Source organism: Pseudomonas sp. S4_EA_1b (assembly GCF_016307435.1).
In the GTDB taxonomy this organism is placed as follows: Bacteria; Pseudomonadota; Gammaproteobacteria; order Pseudomonadales; family Pseudomonadaceae; genus Aquipseudomonas; species Aquipseudomonas rhodesiae.
In genome coordinates this window covers 1-16,235 of record NZ_JAEILC010000020.1, presented here as the reverse complement: position 1 = coordinate 16,235, position 16,235 = coordinate 1, and the positions used below count along the sequence as shown (strand labels likewise).

Sequence of the window (16,235 nt, the reverse complement as noted above, 5' to 3'; positions counted from 1 at the left end):
GAACTGAACATGCTGCAAGTCGACAAACTGCACCAGTATTACGGCGGTAGCCACATCCTGCGCGGGCTTACGTTTGACGTGAAGATCGGCGAAGTGACCTGCCTGCTCGGCCGTAACGGCGTGGGCAAGACCACCCTGCTCAAATGCCTGATGGGGTTGCTGCCGGCCAAAGAAGGCGCAGTGAATTGGGAGGGCAAGCCGATCACCGGGTTCAAGCCCCATCAGCGCGTACACGCCGGGATCGCCTATGTGCCTCAGGGCCGGGAGATTTTCGGGCGGCTAACGGTGGAAGAAAACCTGCTGATGGGCCTGTCGCGATTCCCCGGTGCCGAAGCCAAGGAGGTGCCTGCGTTTATCTACGAACTGTTCCCAGTGTTGCTGCAAATGAAGCATCGTCGTGGCGGTGACTTGTCCGGCGGTCAGCAGCAGCAATTGGCAATCGGCCGCGCCCTGGCCAGTCGCCCGCGCCTGTTGATCCTCGACGAACCCACCGAGGGCATACAGCCGTCGGTGATCAAGGAGATCGGCGCGGTGATCAAAAAACTCGCGGCCCGGGGCGATATGGCGATCCTGCTGGTGGAGCAGTTCTACGACTTTGCCGCCGAATTGGCCGACCAGTACCTGGTGATGTCACGTGGGGAAATCGTCCAGCAAGGCCGTGGTGAAAATATGGAAAGCGAAGGTGTACGCGGCCTGGTAACCATCTAATCTGTTGCGACCTCATGAAAAGCACGCCGTTATGAACCTGCCCGTTTCCCCTGCCCTGTTCACCCCCAGCTGGCACGCCGCGCTGGAGCTCGGCTATGCGCGCTTCGGCGACACCACGCGCCCGGTGATGCGCCGCCACGTCGGCCCGCTGCGCGTGCAAAAGCATCTGTATGCCGAAGGCCCCGAGGTGTGCCAGCACATCATTGTGCATCCACCGGGCGGCATCGCCGGCGGCGACCGCCTGGACATCAGCGCCCACGTCGCCGAGGGCGCCTGGGCACAACTGACCAGCCCTGGCGCGGCCAAGTGGTACCGCGCCAGCGGCCCGGCGTTTCAGCAACTGGACCTGACGGTGGAGGCCGGCGCCACGCTGGAGTGGCTGCCCCAGGAGACCATCGTGTTCAGTGCGGCCCAAGCCGAACTCACCACGCGCATCGACCTGCACGGCGATGCCCGGCTGTTCTATTGGGACGTGGTTGCGCTGGGCCGCCCGGCCAGTGACGAACGCTTCGACCTGGGACACTTTCAATCGCACCTGGATATCCGCCGCGACGGAAAGTCGCTCTGGCATGAACGCCAACGCATCGTCGGCGGCGACGGGCTGCTGGATTCGCCTATCGGCCTGGACGGGCAACCGGTGTTCGCCACGTTGCTGGTGACGGGCGATATCGACCCTGAGTTATTGGAACGTTGCCGCGCGCTGCCCCACACCGTGCGCGGCGACCTGACCCAATTGCCCGGCTTGCTGGTGGCCCGCTGCCTGGCCAGCGAGGCGCTGCTGGCGCGGGGATGGTTGATTGATTTGTGGCGGCTGTTGCGCCCGGCCATATTGGGCCGAGAAGCGGTATCACCGAGAATCTGGAGCACATGAAGATCAAAAATGTGGGAGGGGGCTTGCTCCCGATAGTGGCGTGTCAAGCAGAGCATTTTTCACTGATCCACTGCTATCGGGGGCAAGCCCCCTCCCACACTTAATCTTCACTGTATTTACGAATGTATTTCACGACGGACTGAACCATGGACCTGACCCCACGGGAAAAAGACAAACTGCTGATCTTCACCGCCGGCTTAGTTGCCGAGCGCCGCCTGGCGCGTGGGGTGAAGCTCAATTACCCGGAAACCATCGCCTACATCTCCGCCGCCTTGATGGAAGGCGCCCGCGATGGCCGCACGGTGGCCGACCTGATGCACTACGGCACCACCCTACTGAGCCGTGAACAAGTGATGGAAGGCATCCCGGAGATGATCCCGGATATCCAGGTGGAAGCCACTTTTCCGGACGGCACCAAGCTGGTCACCGTTCATCAACCGATTGCCTGAGGCACGCTCATGATTCGTGATGCAACTGAAAAGGACCTTCCCGCCATTCGCGATATCTACAACGACGCGGTGCGCAACACCACGGCGATCTGGAACGAACAACCGGTGGACCTGGCCAACCGCCTGGCGTGGTTCAACGCGCGCCAGGCCCAGGGTTACCCGATCCTGGTGGCGGTGGAAAACGACGAGGTGACGGGCTATTCCTCGTTCGGCGACTGGCGACCATTCGAAGGTTTTCGCTACAGCGTCGAGCACTCGGTGTACGTGCGCAACGACCAACGCGGCAAGGGCCTTGGCCCACGCTTGATGCAAGTGCTGATCGAACGAGCGCGCAGCGCCGGCAAATACGTGATGGTCGCCGCCATCGAAAGTGGCAATCAGGCCTCGATCCGCCTGCACGAGCGCCTGGGCTTCGTCACCACCGGGCAAATGCCGCAAGTGGGCATCAAGTTCGGCCGCTGGCTGGACCTGACCTTTATGCAACTGGCCCTGAACCCCGGCGCCGAACCGCCCAAGGAGTGAGATCGATGAGTGCTGCGCAAATGCGTCGCGTCAATGCGGAAAGTTTCGCCCATTACAGCCAGGGCTTGAGTGAACTGCTGTTGGACGCGGTCAGTCACGGTGCGTCGGTAGGTTTCATGGCCGACTTCGATGACGCCCAGGCGCGCAGTTACCTCAACGGCGTGCAGGCGAGCCTGCAAGACGCCAGCCTGTTGCTGTGGGTGGTGGTGCGCGACGAGCAGGTGATCGCCAGCGTGCAGTTGGCGTTGTGCCAGAAAGCCAACGGCCGCAATCGCGCCGAAGTCCAGAAGCTACTGGTGCACAGCAGCGCCCGCCGCCACGGCCTCGGCCAGCAATTGATGAACACCCTGGAACTCGCCGCCCGCCAGCACCGACGTGGCCTGCTGTACCTGGACACCGAAGCCGGCTCGCCGGCCGAAGCCTTCTACCAGTCGCTGCGCTACACCAAGATCGGTGAACTGCCCGACTACTGCCAAAGCCCGGACGGGCGCTACAGCCCGACCGCCATCTACTACAAGACCCTGGAGCAACCTGCATGATTCCTGGTGAATTTCAGATCCAGCCCGGCGAGATCGAACTCAACGTCGGCCGCCGTACCGTCACCCTGAGCGTGGCCAACAGCGGCGACCGGCCGATCCAGGTGGGCTCGCATTACCACTTTTTCGAAACCAACGACGCGCTGACCTTTGACCGCGCCGCCAGCCGTGGCATGCGTTTGAATATTCCGGCGGGTACGGCGGTGCGGTTCGAGCCGGGGCAGAGCCGTGAGGTCGAGCTGGTGGATTTGAGCGGCGGTCGGCGGGTGTTCGGGTTTGCCGGGCGGATCATGGGCGACCTTTAGGGCCTCATCGGGGGCAAGCCCCCTCCCACAGGGGAACGCATTCCAAAGGTGGGAGGGGGCTTGCCCCCGATAACGATTTCACATTCAACACAAATATTTCAGGGCACACACATGAAAATCAGCCGCCAAGCCTACGCCGATATGTACGGCCCCACCGTCGGCGACAAGGTCCGACTGGCCGACACCGAGCTGTTCGTCGAAGTGGAACGGGACTTCACCGTGTACGGCGAAGAGGTCAAATTCGGTGGCGGCAAGGTGATCCGCGATGGCCAGGGCCAGAGCCAGTTGCTCGCCGCCGAGGTGGTCGACACCTTGATCACCAATGCGTTGATCATCGACCACTGGGGCATCGTCAAGGCCGATGTGGGCCTCAAGAACGGGCGCATCCACGCCATCGGCAAAGCCGGTAACCCGGATATCCAGCCCGGCGTGACCATGGCCGTCGGCGCCAGCACTGAAGTGATCGCCGGCGAAGGCATGATCCTCACCGCCGGCGGCATCGACTCCCATGTGCATTTCATTTGCCCGCAGCAGATCGAAGAAGCGCTGACCAGCGGCGTCACCACCATGATCGGCGGCGGTACCGGCCCGGCCACCGGCACCAACGCCACCACCTGCACCTCGGGGCCGTGGCACCTGGCGCGCATGCTGCAGGCCAGCGATTCGTTCCCGATGAACATCGGTTTTACCGGCAAGGGCAACGCCAGCCTGCCGGGCCCATTGATCGAACAGGTCAAGGCCGGTGCCATCGGTTTGAAGCTGCATGAAGACTGGGGCACCACCCCGGCGAGCATCGACAACTGCCTAACGGTGGCGGACGACTACGACGTGCAAGTGGCGATCCACAGCGACACCCTCAACGAGTCCGGTTTTGTCGAAACCACCCTCGCCGCGCTCAAGGGTCGCACCATCCATACCTACCACACCGAGGGCGCCGGCGGCGGCCACGCGCCGGACATCATCAAGGCGTGCGGCTTCCCCAATGTACTGCCCAGCTCCACCAACCCGACGCGGCCGTTCACCCGCAACACCATCGACGAGCACCTGGACATGTTGATGGTCTGCCATCACCTGGACCCCAGCATTGCCGAAGACGTGGCCTTCGCCGAAAGCCGCATCCGCCGCGAAACCATCGCCGCCGAAGACATCCTGCACGACCTCGGCGCGTTCTCGATGATCAGCTCCGACAGCCAGGCCATGGGCCGCGTCGGCGAAGTGATCACGCGCACCTGGCAAACCGCCGACAAAATGAAAAAGCAACGCGGCGCCCTGCCCGGCGACGGTCCGGGCAACGACAATTTCCGCGCCAAACGCTACATCGCCAAGTACACCATCAACCCGGCGATCACCCATGGCATCAGCCATGAGGTGGGCTCCATCGAAGTGGGCAAATGGGCCGACCTGGTGCTGTGGCGTCCAGCGTTCTTCGGGATCAAACCGACGCTGATCCTCAAGGGCGGCGCGATTGCCTCCAGCCTGATGGGCGATGCCAACGCTTCGATCCCGACCCCGCAACCGGTGCACTACCGCCCGATGTTCGCCAGCTTTGGCAGCTCATTGCACGCCACCAGCCTGACGTTTATCAGCCAGGCGGCGCTGGACGAGGGTCTGCCCGAAGCGCTGGGTTTGAAGAAACGCATCGGCGTGGTCAAGGGCTGCCGTGATGTGCAGAAAACCGACCTGGTCCACAACGATTACCTGCCGGAGATCGACGTGGACCCGCAGACCTATCAGGTCAAGGCGGACGGGCAATTGCTCTGGTGCGAACCAGCGGATGTGCTGCCGATGGCGCAGCGTTATTTCCTGTTCTGACCGTTCATCGGCACAGACCTGCGGGGCCAGTGAATGAAGCACGCGTATGGCGCTACGATGCGCCACGCGCTTTCATCGTTCTGGAAACCTGGCCATGCGTTTATCCGAATTCATCGTGTTACACGCCGAGCAGATCGTTGATGAATGGGAGCTGTTCGCCCAGACCCTGACACCCGCCGCCGACACCCTCACCCGCACACAATTGCGCGACCACGCCCATTCGATCCTGCTGGCCGCCGCCCGTGACATGAACACCCGCCAAAGCGCCAGCGAACAAGCCGCCAAGGCCAAGGGCGAAGGCCCGGAGAAAACCCCCAGCCTGGATCAAGCCGCAGCCAGCCATGGCGAGCTGCGCCATACCGTGGGCTTTGACCTGGTGCAGATGACCTCCGAGTTCCGCCATTTGCGCGCCTGCGTGATCCGGCTGTGGGTCGACAGCGTGCAAACCCCGCAACGGGCAGACCTGCAAGACCTGATCCGCTTCAATGAAGCCATCGACGAAGCCCTGGCCGAGTCCACCGCAGCCTACGCCGAACAAGTGGCGCGCTCGCGGGACATCTTCCTGGCGATCCTCGGCCACGACCTGCGCGCGCCGTTGCAGGCAGTGAACATGTCGAGCGAGATGCTGTTGCGCAAGGCCCAGTTGGATAACCAGGGGTTGAGCCTGCTGGGCAATATCCGCAACGGCGCGCGCCACATGGGGGCGATGGTCAGCGACCTGCTGGAGTTCGTACGCAGCCGTTTGGGCAGCAGCCTGCCCATCGACCCCAAACCCATGAGCCTGGCGGACGCCGCGCGCGAGGCCATCGACGAGGCGTGCGCAGGTCGCCCGGAATGCAACCCGGCGCTGATCATCCACGGCGACACCCATGGCCAGTGGGACCGTGGCCGCGTCGACCAACTGCTGCAGAACCTGATCGGCAACGCCTTGCAGCACGGCACCCACAGCCAGGCGGTGACCTTGACGCTCAAAGGCACGGCGGACAGCGTGGAATTGCGCATGCACAACTATGGCCCGCCGATCCCCGAAGCCGCCCTGGGCACGGTGTTCGACCCATTGGTGCGCAGCGCCAACGAGGAACCGGGCAGCACGTCGACCAGCCTGGGGTTGGGTTTGTTTATCGTCAAGGAAGTGGTGCTGGCCCATCGGGGCAGCATTGAAGTGACGTCCAGCGAGGCGGACGGCACCACCTTTACCGTGGTGCTGCCGCGCTCGCTTTGACGGTCCCGCGCCGGGGCGGGTTTAGACGTTTTCGCGCGGGTTGAAGTTGGCCTTCTTGGCCAGCGCCTGCCACAGCGCGATGGTTTCGTCGTCGGCCTGCTTAGGCATCACTGCCTTGAGCTGCACGTAGAGGAACCCGCGCTGCCCAGCCTTGTTCATCAAGCCGTGACCCTTGACGCGCATGCGCTGACCGTTCTGGCTGCCGGCCGGCACTTTGAGGTTGATCCTGCCGGTCAAGGTCGGCACCGCGACTTCCGCGCCCAACGCCAATTCCCACGGTGCCAGCGGCAACTGGGTGATCAGGTTTTCGCCGTCCACTTCGAACTTGGGGTGCGGCGCGAACTTGATGATCAGGTACAGATCGCCATTGGGCCCTCCGGCCACGCCGGGCGCACCCTGCCCCTTGAGGCGGATACGCTCGCCGTCGGTGACGCCGGCGGGGATCTTCACGTTCAGGCTCTTGGTGGTGTTGCTGACATGCCGGCCCGAGGCGTCGTATTGCGGCACCTGGAAGCTGATCTGCTTGGACTCGGTGGACAGCGTCTCCTCAAGGAATACCGAGAGTTGCATCTCCACGTCCTGGCCCTTGCGCGCTGCGGAGCGGCGCTGGCCGCCGCCAAAGGCGTCGCCACGGGAGCCGAAGATCGAACTGAAGAAGTCCGAAAAATCGCCCGCGTCCTGGCCGCCACCAAAGCCGCCACGGCTCTGCCAGCCCGGTGGCCCCTGGAACGGCTGACCATGCTGGCCATACTTGCGCAGCTCGTCGTATTCGGCGCGCTTATCCGCGCTTTTGAGCGCTTCATAGGCTTCGGACGCGTCCTTGAACTTGGCTTCGGCGTCTTTTTCCTTGCTCACATCGGGGTGATATTTGCGAGCCAGCTTGCGATAGGCGGTCTTGATTTCCTTGTCATCGGCCGTCGGCTCGACACCCAGAATCTTGTAGTAGTCTTTGAAATCCATCGGCGGTTCACCATCCTCTCATCGGGATCGCACAGCCCAGGGCACAAGGTGCGATGCTTTGCACTTGTTGAGTCTTATGGCCTGGGGGTGCGTCAAAGTGTTATCGGCGCTAGCCGTATGCAACAGATGTGGGGGCAAATCGGCGACTTTCAAGCGTGATTTAACAGATAGTCGGCCTACGCATCGGCCCTCGACTGGCATACACTGCGCGGCCGTTTTTCGACCGGAACCCGATAGACATGAAAAACCCATCCCCAGCCCGTGCCTGCGGCATCGATTTCGGCACGTCCAACTCCACCGTCGGCTGGATCCGCCCCGGCGAGGAGACGCTTATTGCGCTGGAGGACGACAAAATCACCCTGCCGTCGGTGGTGTTCTTCAACTTCGAGGAGCGTCGCCCGGTCTACGGTCGCCTGGCCCTGCACGAATACCTGGAAAACTACGAAGGCCGGCTGATGCGCTCGCTCAAGAGCCTGCTGGGTTCCAAGCTGATCAAGCACGACACCAGCGTATTGGGCACGGCGATGCCGTTCACCGACCTGCTGGCGCTGTTTATCGGCCAGCTCAAGAGCCGCGCCGAAGCCAACGCCGGCCGCGAGTTCGAAGAAGTGGTGCTGGGGCGCCCGGTGTTCTTTGTGGATGACGACCCGCTGGCCGACCAGGAAGCGGAAAACACACTGGTAGATGTGGCCCGCAAGATCGGTTTCAAAGACATCTCGTTCCAGTACGAACCGATTGCCGCAGCGTTCGACTACGAATCCACCATCGAAAAGGAAGAGCTGGTGCTGATCGTCGACATCGGCGGCGGTACGTCCGACTTCTCGCTGGTGCGCCTGTCACCGGAGCGTCGCCACAACGACAACCGCCACGATGACATCCTCGCCACCGGCGGCGTGCACATCGGCGGAACCGACTTCGACAAGCAACTCTCGTTGGCCGGCATGATGCCGCTGTTCGGCTACGGCAGCCGCATGAAGAGCGGCGCCTACATGCCCACCAGCCACCACATGAACCTGGCGACCTGGCACACCATCAACTCGGTGTACTCGCAAAAATCCCAGTTGGCCCTGGGCAGCATGCGCTACGACATCGAAGACACCGGCGGCATCGACCGCCTGTTCAAGCTGATCGAACAGCGCGCCGGGCACTGGCTGGCGATGGAAGTGGAAGAAACCAAGATCCAGCTGACCCACGACGACAATCGCCATGTGCCGCTCGACCGCATCGAGCGTGGCCTGAGCGTGGACCTGAGCCGCAGCTTGTTCGAGTCAGCCATCGACGGGCTGCTCGAACGTGTACGTGGCAGCGTGACTCAACTGCTCAACGATGCCTCGGTCAGCGTGGCGCAGGTAGACACCGTGTTCTTCACCGGCGGCTCCAGCGGCATCCCGGCACTGCGCCACAGCATCGCGGCGATGTTGCCGAATGCGCGGCATGTGGAAGGGAATATTTTCGGCAGTATCGGCAGTGGGTTGGCGATTGAGGCGAGTAAGCGCTACGGCTGCTGAATTTCACCTGGGATACCGAGGTGAGTTTATCGGGGGCAAGCCCCCTCCCACATTTTGATTTGTGAACGCATTCAAAGGTGGGAGGGGGCTTGCCCCCNNGGGGGGGCTTCCCCCCGATGGCGTCAGCCCAGGCAAAACAAGCCTTAAACCATCCCCCCCAGCTTCAACTCACTCTTGAGGTACGCATAGTAAATCGGCCCCGCCACCACCCCCGGCAAACCGAATGCCGCTTCGAACACCAGCATCGCCAACAATAATTCCCACGACTTGGCACTGATCTGCCCGCCCACGATGCGGGCGTTGAGGAAGTACTCGACCTTGTGGATCACGATCAGATAGCCCAACGCAGCCACGGCGACCCAAATCGACAACGACAGCGCGACGATGGTGATCAGGGTGTTGGACATCAGGTTGCCAATCACCGGCAACAGGCCGAGCAAGAAGGTCAGCACAATCAGGGTCTTGGTCAGCGGCAGGTGAATGCCGCACAGCGGCAGCACCACGGCCAGGAACACCGCGGTGAAGGCGGTGTTGAGGGCGGCGATTTTGATTTGCGCGAAGACGATATTGCGAAACGCCTGGACCAGCAGGTGCAGGCGGTCGAACAGCGCCGCGGCCAGGGGCTTGCGCTTGGTCAGGTCGGGAATGCGTTGCAGGGCAATGATCGCGCCGAGCACCATGCCGATCAGCAGGGTGACGAACATGTGCGCCGCGTCTTTGCCCACCAGTTGCAGTTCGCTCAGGTGCTTGCTCAGCCAGTCGCCGATGGCCACGCGGAACTCGGCGGCGCTGGCGGGCAGGTAGGCGTCGAGGAAGGGCGGCAGTTGGCCGCGCGCACGGTCGACCACGCCCATGAACTTGTCGAGGGAAGCGCCAGGGTTTTCCGCTTCGTGGAGCAGGAAGCTGATAGCGCCGGCAAAGATCAGCGTCAGCACGCTGACGATCACGGTGCCCAGCAAGGCCACCGCCAGCCAGCGCGCGCGCCGGCCTTCGATCAGCCGTTGCAGTTGAGGGGTGAGCATGTTGACCAGTTCGTAGACCAACAGACCGGCCAGCAGGCTGGGTAGCAACTTGAGCGGCAATACCAGCAGCAATCCGCCAAAAATAATGATGTAGCTGGCCAGCAACAACATATGACGCTGAGAAAACGTTGGCATACAGCCTCAAAACGAACGGCGTTAAAGGATGGGCAGTCTGCCAGCCTTGAGAGAATCAAGCGAGTGCGATCAAGCGTGGGAAGGGGCTTGCCCCCGATTGCGGTGCATCAGTGACGCAAGAGCTGACTGATATACCGTTATCGGGGGCAAGTCGATGAGCCGCCCTCCCCCAAGAGGAGTCGCCTACTCAACTGCCCTTGAGGCAGCTACTCATAAAGGTCTTGCGCGCATCACCGGTCAGCGCCTTGGTTTTCGCCGACGCGTTGCAATCCTTCATTTTCTGCTGCTGCGGCGTCAGCGTCTTGGCATCGTTGGCGGCCGGGGCCGACAGGCAGGTTTTCATAAACGCCTTGCGCTCATCGCCCTTGAGCGTCTTGGTGGTGGCTTCGGCGTTGCAGGTGGTCATCTTGGTCTGCTGGGCGGTGGCGGCAAAGCCCTGGGCACACAGCAGCAGGCCCATCATCAACAACGGAATACGCAGCATCTTCATGGAGTTTTCTCCCGGTTACCATGCGGAGGGCACGGCCTGTGCAGAGTGTAGTCAATCCTTGTTACACCTTCCGGCGCTGAGAGAGGATAATCCCCGCTCATTCATCCATGCGGCGCTGTCATGCAATACGCTTATCCCCTGCTGGCCATCTTTATCTGGGCCGGCAACACCGTGGTCAACAAATTGGCCGTGGGTTCGATCTTCCCTGCCGAAATCGGTTTCTACCGCTGGCTGCTGGCGGCCCTGCTGTTTACCCCGTTCATGCTCAAACCGGTGATCGCTCATTGGCCGACCATCCGCCCCAACCTGGGCAAGGTCTGCATCCTCGGCGTACTAGGCATGGCGGTGTACCAGAGCCTGGCGTATTACGCCGCGTCGCTGACCAGCGCCACTAATATGGGCATCATTCTGTCGCTGATGCCGTTGATGGCGTTGACCGCCGCCATTATCAGCCTCGGCCAGCGCTTGACCTTCGGCGCGCTCACGGGTGCGGTGCTGTCGTTTGCCGGGGTGGCGGTGGTGGTGTCGGCCGGCAGCCTCGGCGCCCTGCTGCAACATGGGGTCAACCTGGGCGACGCGATGATGCTGGTGGCCACCCTGGCCTACGCGGTCTACAGCACGCTGCTGAAAAAATGGCAGCTGCGCCTGCCGCCGTTGGTGTTGTTGTATTTGCAGATACTGGTGGCGGTGGTGGTGCTGTTACCGCTGTACCTGTTCTCCGCAAAGGCCGGCCTGGGCTGGGGGAATATTCCGTTGGTGCTGTACGCCTGCGTGCTGGCGTCGATGCTCGCACCGCTGGCGTGGATGCATTCGGTCAAAACCCTCGGGCCGAGCCGCACCACGCTGTTTTTCAACCTGCTGCCGTTGATCACCGCACTCATTGCGGCGGCGGTGCTCAAGGAAGAACTGGCGTTGTATCACTTGGTGGGTGGGTTGCTGACCCTGGGCGGCGTGGTTCTGTCGGAACGCTGGACCACACCGGTGCGTCGATCCGCTTAAACCCCCGCCGCTTTCAAGCGTCGTGCGTGCTCGACAAACAGGCGGATCGGCTCGGCGCCCTTGCCCACCAGGCCTAGGGACTGATTGACGATGTCGAAGTGGTCCAGCGCATAGTCGTCGCCAATCACCACCCCCAGGTGCGAACTGTATCGCCCGACCATGCCATCGCACTGGCCTTTCTCCCGTACGAAACTGCGGGCGAACAGCCGGCAACTGCGGTGGGTGCCATCGAACAGGTTGCGCCCGCGGTCGGTCTTGCCTGGCTGCAAGGTGCCGGACCATGAGTAATAACGCACGCCGTTGACCTGCGCCGCGCCCTGGCCGCCCCAGGTGTCGGGCAGCCCCTGGGGGTATTGGCGATTGAACAGCGCCACGCCGGCACTGGTCAGGGACTGGTGCGACGCCTGCAAGTCCGCCTTGAAGCGCGGGCCGCGATAGCCGGTTTCCAGCAGGCCCATTAGCCAGGCCACCAGGTGCAACAACGCGCTCACCAGCCGCCCCTTGACGCTGTCGATGGGGTAATGGGTGTGGAAGTAGTCGGCCAGTTCCGAGCCGTGATTGGGCCCAGCCACCGACGTCACCGACGCCACCCACTCCGGCCGTTTGGCCGCTGCATAGCGTGCGGTGAGCGAGCCCTGGCTATGGCCGATCAGGTTGACCTTCTCTGCGCCGGTCTCGCGGCGGATGCGCTCGATCTGCACCAGCAATTGCTCGCCGCGCACCTCGTTGGAATCCAACGGCGCCACCTGCACCGGGAAGACTTGCGCCCCACCCGCGCGCAGGGCCGGGACGATGCCGTACCAATAGGGGAACAGCCCAATACGCACGAACCCCAGCATGCCGGGCACCAGTACCAACGGATAACGTGTGGCTAACGACTGCGGCATGAAGCGAACGTCCTCGAAAATACTTGGATGCCGTGCAGCCTAGCCCAACTGCAAGTCCGGCTGATGACGCCGGCGGCAAATCCGATAAAACTTTTTGCCTCGCCCAGCACTCACAACTTGGAGCGATCACGCCGACAGAGCGTGGCGTAACCCGGATTAGCCCCAGGAGATTGAGATGACTGAAGCAAACTTGACCGACGTTGCCACCCTGCGCAGCCGCGCCCGCCAGAACGTCGAAAACGGTGCCGTGACCGAGGGCTATGACGCTGACCGCGAAGAAATCATTCGCCTGCTCAACGCCTCCCTCGCCACTGAACTGGTGTGCGTGCTGCGCTACAAGCGCCACTACTTCATGGCCAGCGGCATCAAAGCCGCCGTCGCCGCGCAGGAATTCCTCGAACACGCCACCCAGGAAGCCGAACACGCCGACAAACTCGCCGAGCGCATCGTGCAATTGGGCGGTGAACCTGAGTTCAATCCCGACCTGCTGTCGAAGAACTCCCACGCGCAATACGTGGCGGGCAACACCCTCAAAGAAATGGTCTACGAAGACCTGGTGGCCGAGCGCATCGCCGTAGACAGCTATCGCGAGATCATCCAATACATCGGCGACAAAGACCCGACCACCCGCCGCATCTTCGAAGACATCCTGGCCCAGGAAGAAGAGCACGCGGACGACATGGCGGATATTCTCGAAAGCCTGTAAACCGCGACACAAACAAAAGGGGAGCTGATCAGTCAGCTCCCCTTTTGTTTGTGTGGGAGAGGGCCTGCCTGCTCCCACTTATTCAACGTGCGTCATGTCAACCCTTCACCGTCTTCGGCGCCTTGCCTTCCTTCATCTGCTGCAACAACGGCGCACACTGGTTCGGCGCGTCACCGCTCGGGGCCACTAGGGCGAGCAGGCCGGCGGCGGGGCCGGCGATCACACCGAGGGCCACCATGCCTGCACCGCGCAGGGCCAGGGGAATGGCTTTAACGCCCGCGTTGGGCTTGATAAATGGGCCGTTGACGTACAGCGGCGAGCGCAGGGAGAACAGGCGAAAGCCTTTGGACTCAGGGGTGATGGTCAGGTCCAACTGCTCTGTGGCCATGTTGGCCGTGCCGTCGACATAGATGATCGCGTTCTCGGTGTCGAACACGAACAGCCGCGTGGTGGCCAGGCCGCTCTTGACGCCGAAGTCCGCCGCCGCGCAGTTGATCTTTACTTCCTTGTCGCCGAACAGGCGCCCCACCACGTAATTGCCCACGTTGAGGCCGGCGATTTCCATCAGACCACGGCTGATGGCGCCGTCGTTGATCAGCATCTTCAGATCACCGTTAGAGGTGCCCAGCAGCGCCGCGACGGAGTTGCCGCGCCCGGAAATATCCGCATCGCCGTTGAGTTCGCCGAAACTGGTTTTCATCGGTTCGAAGCTGGGGAACAGTTGCTTGAGTTTGAAGTTGCGCGCGGTGAGCCGGGCGCGACCTTCCATGGGCGTGGTGCGGCCATTCAGGCGAATCTGCGCATCGAGCTTGCCGCCGGCCACGCCGAAACGCAGGGGTTCCAGGCTCAGTTCGCCATCGTTGAGCACCAGGTGCGTGTAGAGGTCGGTGAAAGGCAAGTCGGCGCTGTGCACGATGCGCTTACCGGTGAATTCCACATCGGCGTCCATGTCGCGCCAGCGCTCGGTGCGGAACTCTTCCACCGGCAGCACCTTGGTCGCCGGCTGCTTGCTGTCGCCGCCACGGGCCTTTTGCTTGGCATTGGAATCGGCGCCGATCAGGGGCGCGAGGTCGGTCATCAGCAACTGGTTGGACACCAGCGTACCGCTGAGTTTGGGCCTTGGCTGGCTGGCGACGTAGGCCAGGTCGCCGTGGATATCACTGTTACCGATCTTGCCGTTGAAGTTCTCGTAGCGAAACGACGCACCACTGGCGTCGTGCAGCTTGGCGATCAGGTGACCGTCGGTGGCGTACGCCGGTGAATCGGGCAAGGTTACGCCGGTCAGCGGGTACAGGTTGCTCAAGCTGGTGCCGGCGAGCTTGAGGCGCAGGTCGAGGGCGCCAAGGTTAAGAGGGTCGGTCAGCGTGCCGGCCAGGGCAATGCTGGTGTCGGCGATCTTGACCTGAGCTTGCAGTGGAAACGGTTTGTTTGCGTCCTGCAGAGCCAACAGCCCGCCGATTTTGCCGGCACCGTCGAGCTTCTGGCCGTGGTACTGGCCTTTGACCTTGAGGGCGAACACGTAGTCCTGAGGGGCCGAGCCTTTTTCCAAGGCTTTTTTGGCATCGGCATCGCCGACGATTTCGCCGAAGGGAATGGGTTTGCCCAACAGGTCGATGATCACGTCGAGCCGGGTTTTGAGGGTTTGATCGTCGAGCGTCACATGGCCTTTGTCGAACCCGATGGCGCCAATGTCCACCACCCAATTGGAGGGCTCGGCGTCGGGGTCTTTAGGGTCGAACGTGAAGGTCCAGTTGGCGCGGCCATCGGCCAGGCGCTGCAATTCGGCGCTCGGCTCAGTGAGGTCGATACGTGGGATAACCACCCGTTGCGCCAACAATGCCAGGGGCGAAATGCGCAGCTCCACTTTTTTGAGGGTGACCATCTGCGGCTTTTTCGACCAGTCGGGGTTGCCCAGGGTCAGGTCTTCGGCAATCACATGGGGCCACGGCACCCAGGCGCGCCAGCCGCCTTCGTCGGGCTCGCGCTGCCACTTCACGGCGAGGTTGCCATTGATGGCAAACGGGCGATGCAGCTCTTCGGACACTTTGGCATTGAGGGGCGGTTTGATGCGGTTCCAATCAAAAAACACTAGAAACAGCACTACCGCAGCGATTAACACGACGAAGCTGGCGCAGCTCCAAACCACGACTTTACGAGTGCGCGTCATTGCACAGAACTCCTGAATACGACCGGCTGGGTGACAGCCTTTAGAACAGCTTACAAGACTACGACTGGCAAACCGCCCACGGGTTTAACCCGATCGCGTTTTAAGGGCGAGAAGTCGCGCAAAAAACTGGTTTTCCTGACCGGATCGACAGTTTCCACCATCGATGGCGCACCAATGTTACCCGCCAGCGTGTCGAAAATACCCACCACGGTGCAAAACCGCGTGCTTGAGAGGTGCGATCTAGAGCCCTCGGCGAGAACAATCAATTCTGTTGATTATTACCATTGTATTTATGAACTTTTATATCGACTTATCGAGAGTAGCATTAGCCACGTACCCACTTTATCGCCCTCCCAAGGAGCAACTGATCATGAAACGCCAAGTACTCGCTACCGTCCTGTTATCTGTCCTGGCTTCGAGCGCCTTTGCCCTGCCAGCCGCCGAACAAGCCACCCCACAGAACAAAGCCCAAGCCGTGCAGTCGAGCCAAACCGTGGCACGCAGCGGTTCGCAAGAAGAAGAGAACCGCGACTACGCCAAAGGCGCTGTTGCTGAAAACGGCTTTAATCGCCTGCAAGAAAAAGGTTTGGTCGAAGGCGGCGCGGATCGTTTGATGGAGCGCAACGCAGTGGCCGAAGGTGGTTCCGACCGTGCCAACAAACGCACCTACACTGACGGTGTTGCCGAAGGTGGTGCTGATCGTCTGCTGGAACGCAATGCCGTTGCCGAAGGTGGTGCCGACCGCCTGGAAGAAATGCATCAAGCACAGAGCTGAGCCTGTGGTGGCCCAGAAAAAAGCCCGATCCGCCGATCGGGCTTTTGACTTTCTGCAGAACCTGTCTCGCCACTGACCCCGCCAAGTTCGACGCCGATCAAGCGGTTTTGCTAGAGTGCGTCGCTGTACTTGTCCACAAAGCCCGCCCGCCCATGCTGCCC

General features: G+C 61.9%; 17 protein-coding genes. 12 read left to right on the top strand and 5 right to left on the bottom strand.

The genetic code is table 11. The features are described from left to right. Positions 1–9 precede the first annotated feature (9 nt). The 8 genes from urtE to YA0848_RS07350 all read left to right on the top strand — a co-directional run bounded on the left by urtE (position 10) and on the right by YA0848_RS07350 (position 6,425). Complete coding sequence (gene urtE, locus YA0848_RS07380) at positions 10–708, top strand: urea ABC transporter ATP-binding subunit UrtE (RefSeq protein ID WP_034136689.1); 699 nt, start codon at positions 10–12, stop codon at positions 706–708. 31 nt (positions 709–739) lie between these two features. Then, positions 740–1,579, top strand: a complete 840-nt coding sequence (locus tag YA0848_RS07375) for an urease accessory protein UreD (RefSeq protein WP_169902892.1) — start codon at positions 740–742, stop codon at positions 1,577–1,579. 146 nt (positions 1,580–1,725) lie between these two features. Continuing rightward, positions 1,726–2,028, top strand: coding sequence for an urease subunit gamma (gene ureA, locus YA0848_RS07370; protein WP_003171437.1), 303 nt, complete (start codon positions 1,726–1,728; stop codon positions 2,026–2,028). Positions 2,029–2,037: 9 nt separating this feature from the next. Continuing rightward, positions 2,038–2,550, top strand: a complete 513-nt coding sequence (locus YA0848_RS07365; protein ID WP_034095656.1) for a GNAT family N-acetyltransferase — start codon at positions 2,038–2,040, stop codon at positions 2,548–2,550. 5 nt (positions 2,551–2,555) lie between these two features. Next, positions 2,556–3,089, top strand: a complete 534-nt coding sequence (locus tag YA0848_RS07360) for a GNAT family N-acetyltransferase (protein ID WP_169902894.1) — start codon at positions 2,556–2,558, stop codon at positions 3,087–3,089. Continuing rightward, entirely contained in the window at positions 3,086–3,391 is a 306-nt protein-coding gene (locus tag YA0848_RS35925; protein ID WP_034111559.1) for an urease subunit beta, read from the top strand. Before YA0848_RS07360 ends, YA0848_RS35925 begins: the two co-directional genes overlap by 4 nt. A 111-nt stretch (positions 3,392–3,502) precedes the next feature. Next, on the top strand, positions 3,503–5,203 hold the full coding sequence (gene ureC / locus YA0848_RS07355; RefSeq protein WP_169902896.1) for an urease subunit alpha: 1,701 nt from the start codon (positions 3,503–3,505) through the stop codon (positions 5,201–5,203). Between the two features lie 94 nt (positions 5,204–5,297). Then, positions 5,298–6,425 carry a sensor histidine kinase gene (locus YA0848_RS07350; RefSeq protein WP_169902897.1) on the top strand — a complete coding sequence of 376 codons (1,128 nt, stop codon included), beginning with the start codon at positions 5,298–5,300 and terminating at the stop codon, positions 6,423–6,425. 21 nt (positions 6,426–6,446) lie between these two features. Here the strand turns inward: YA0848_RS07350 and YA0848_RS07345 are convergent, their stop codons facing one another. Then, positions 6,447–7,385, bottom strand: a complete 939-nt coding sequence (locus YA0848_RS07345) for a DnaJ C-terminal domain-containing protein (protein ID WP_034095651.1) — start codon at positions 7,383–7,385, stop codon at positions 6,447–6,449. Between the two features lie 239 nt (positions 7,386–7,624). On the opposite strand from YA0848_RS07345, the gene YA0848_RS07340 reads away from it, so the two are divergent. Further along, entirely contained in the window at positions 7,625–8,893 is a 1,269-nt protein-coding gene (locus YA0848_RS07340) for an Hsp70 family protein (RefSeq protein ID WP_034095650.1), read from the top strand. Positions 8,894–9,036: 143 nt separating this feature from the next. Here the strand turns inward: YA0848_RS07340 and YA0848_RS07335 are convergent, their stop codons facing one another. Both YA0848_RS07335 and YA0848_RS07330 read right to left on the bottom strand, forming a co-directional pair. Further along, positions 9,037–10,050 (bottom strand): AI-2E family transporter, encoded by a 1,014-nt coding sequence (locus tag YA0848_RS07335; protein WP_034095649.1) that lies wholly within the window; start codon positions 10,048–10,050, stop codon positions 9,037–9,039. Between the two features lie 187 nt (positions 10,051–10,237). Then, positions 10,238–10,540: a PsiF family protein gene (locus YA0848_RS07330; RefSeq protein ID WP_034095648.1), complete on the bottom strand. Its 303-nt coding sequence runs from the start codon at positions 10,538–10,540 to the stop codon at positions 10,238–10,240. A gap of 120 nt (positions 10,541–10,660) precedes the next feature. Between YA0848_RS07330 and YA0848_RS07325 the strand changes: the two genes are divergently transcribed. Further along, on the top strand, positions 10,661–11,539 hold the full coding sequence (locus YA0848_RS07325) for a DMT family transporter (RefSeq protein WP_047881393.1): 879 nt from the start codon (positions 10,661–10,663) through the stop codon (positions 11,537–11,539). Here YA0848_RS07325 and YA0848_RS07320 read toward each other — a convergent pair. Further along, on the bottom strand, positions 11,536–12,426 hold the full coding sequence (locus YA0848_RS07320; RefSeq protein WP_034111554.1) for an esterase/lipase family protein: 891 nt from the start codon (positions 12,424–12,426) through the stop codon (positions 11,536–11,538). The two genes, YA0848_RS07325 and YA0848_RS07320, sit on opposite strands and share 4 nt — an antisense overlap. Before the next feature lie 175 nt (positions 12,427–12,601). Here YA0848_RS07320 and YA0848_RS07315 point away from each other — a divergent pair, with 175 nt between their 5' ends. Next, entirely contained in the window at positions 12,602–13,132 is a 531-nt protein-coding gene (locus tag YA0848_RS07315) for a ferritin-like domain-containing protein (RefSeq protein ID WP_034095645.1), read from the top strand. Positions 13,133–13,229: 97 nt separating this feature from the next. Here the strand turns inward: YA0848_RS07315 and YA0848_RS07310 are convergent, their stop codons facing one another. Continuing rightward, complete coding sequence (locus YA0848_RS07310) at positions 13,230–15,299, bottom strand: AsmA family protein (RefSeq protein WP_169902898.1); 2,070 nt, start codon at positions 15,297–15,299, stop codon at positions 13,230–13,232. A gap of 370 nt (positions 15,300–15,669) precedes the next feature. On the opposite strand from YA0848_RS07310, the gene YA0848_RS07305 reads away from it, so the two are divergent. Continuing rightward, positions 15,670–16,074, top strand: coding sequence for a hypothetical protein (locus YA0848_RS07305; RefSeq protein ID WP_034095643.1), 405 nt, complete (start codon positions 15,670–15,672; stop codon positions 16,072–16,074). Positions 16,075–16,235 lie beyond the last annotated feature (161 nt).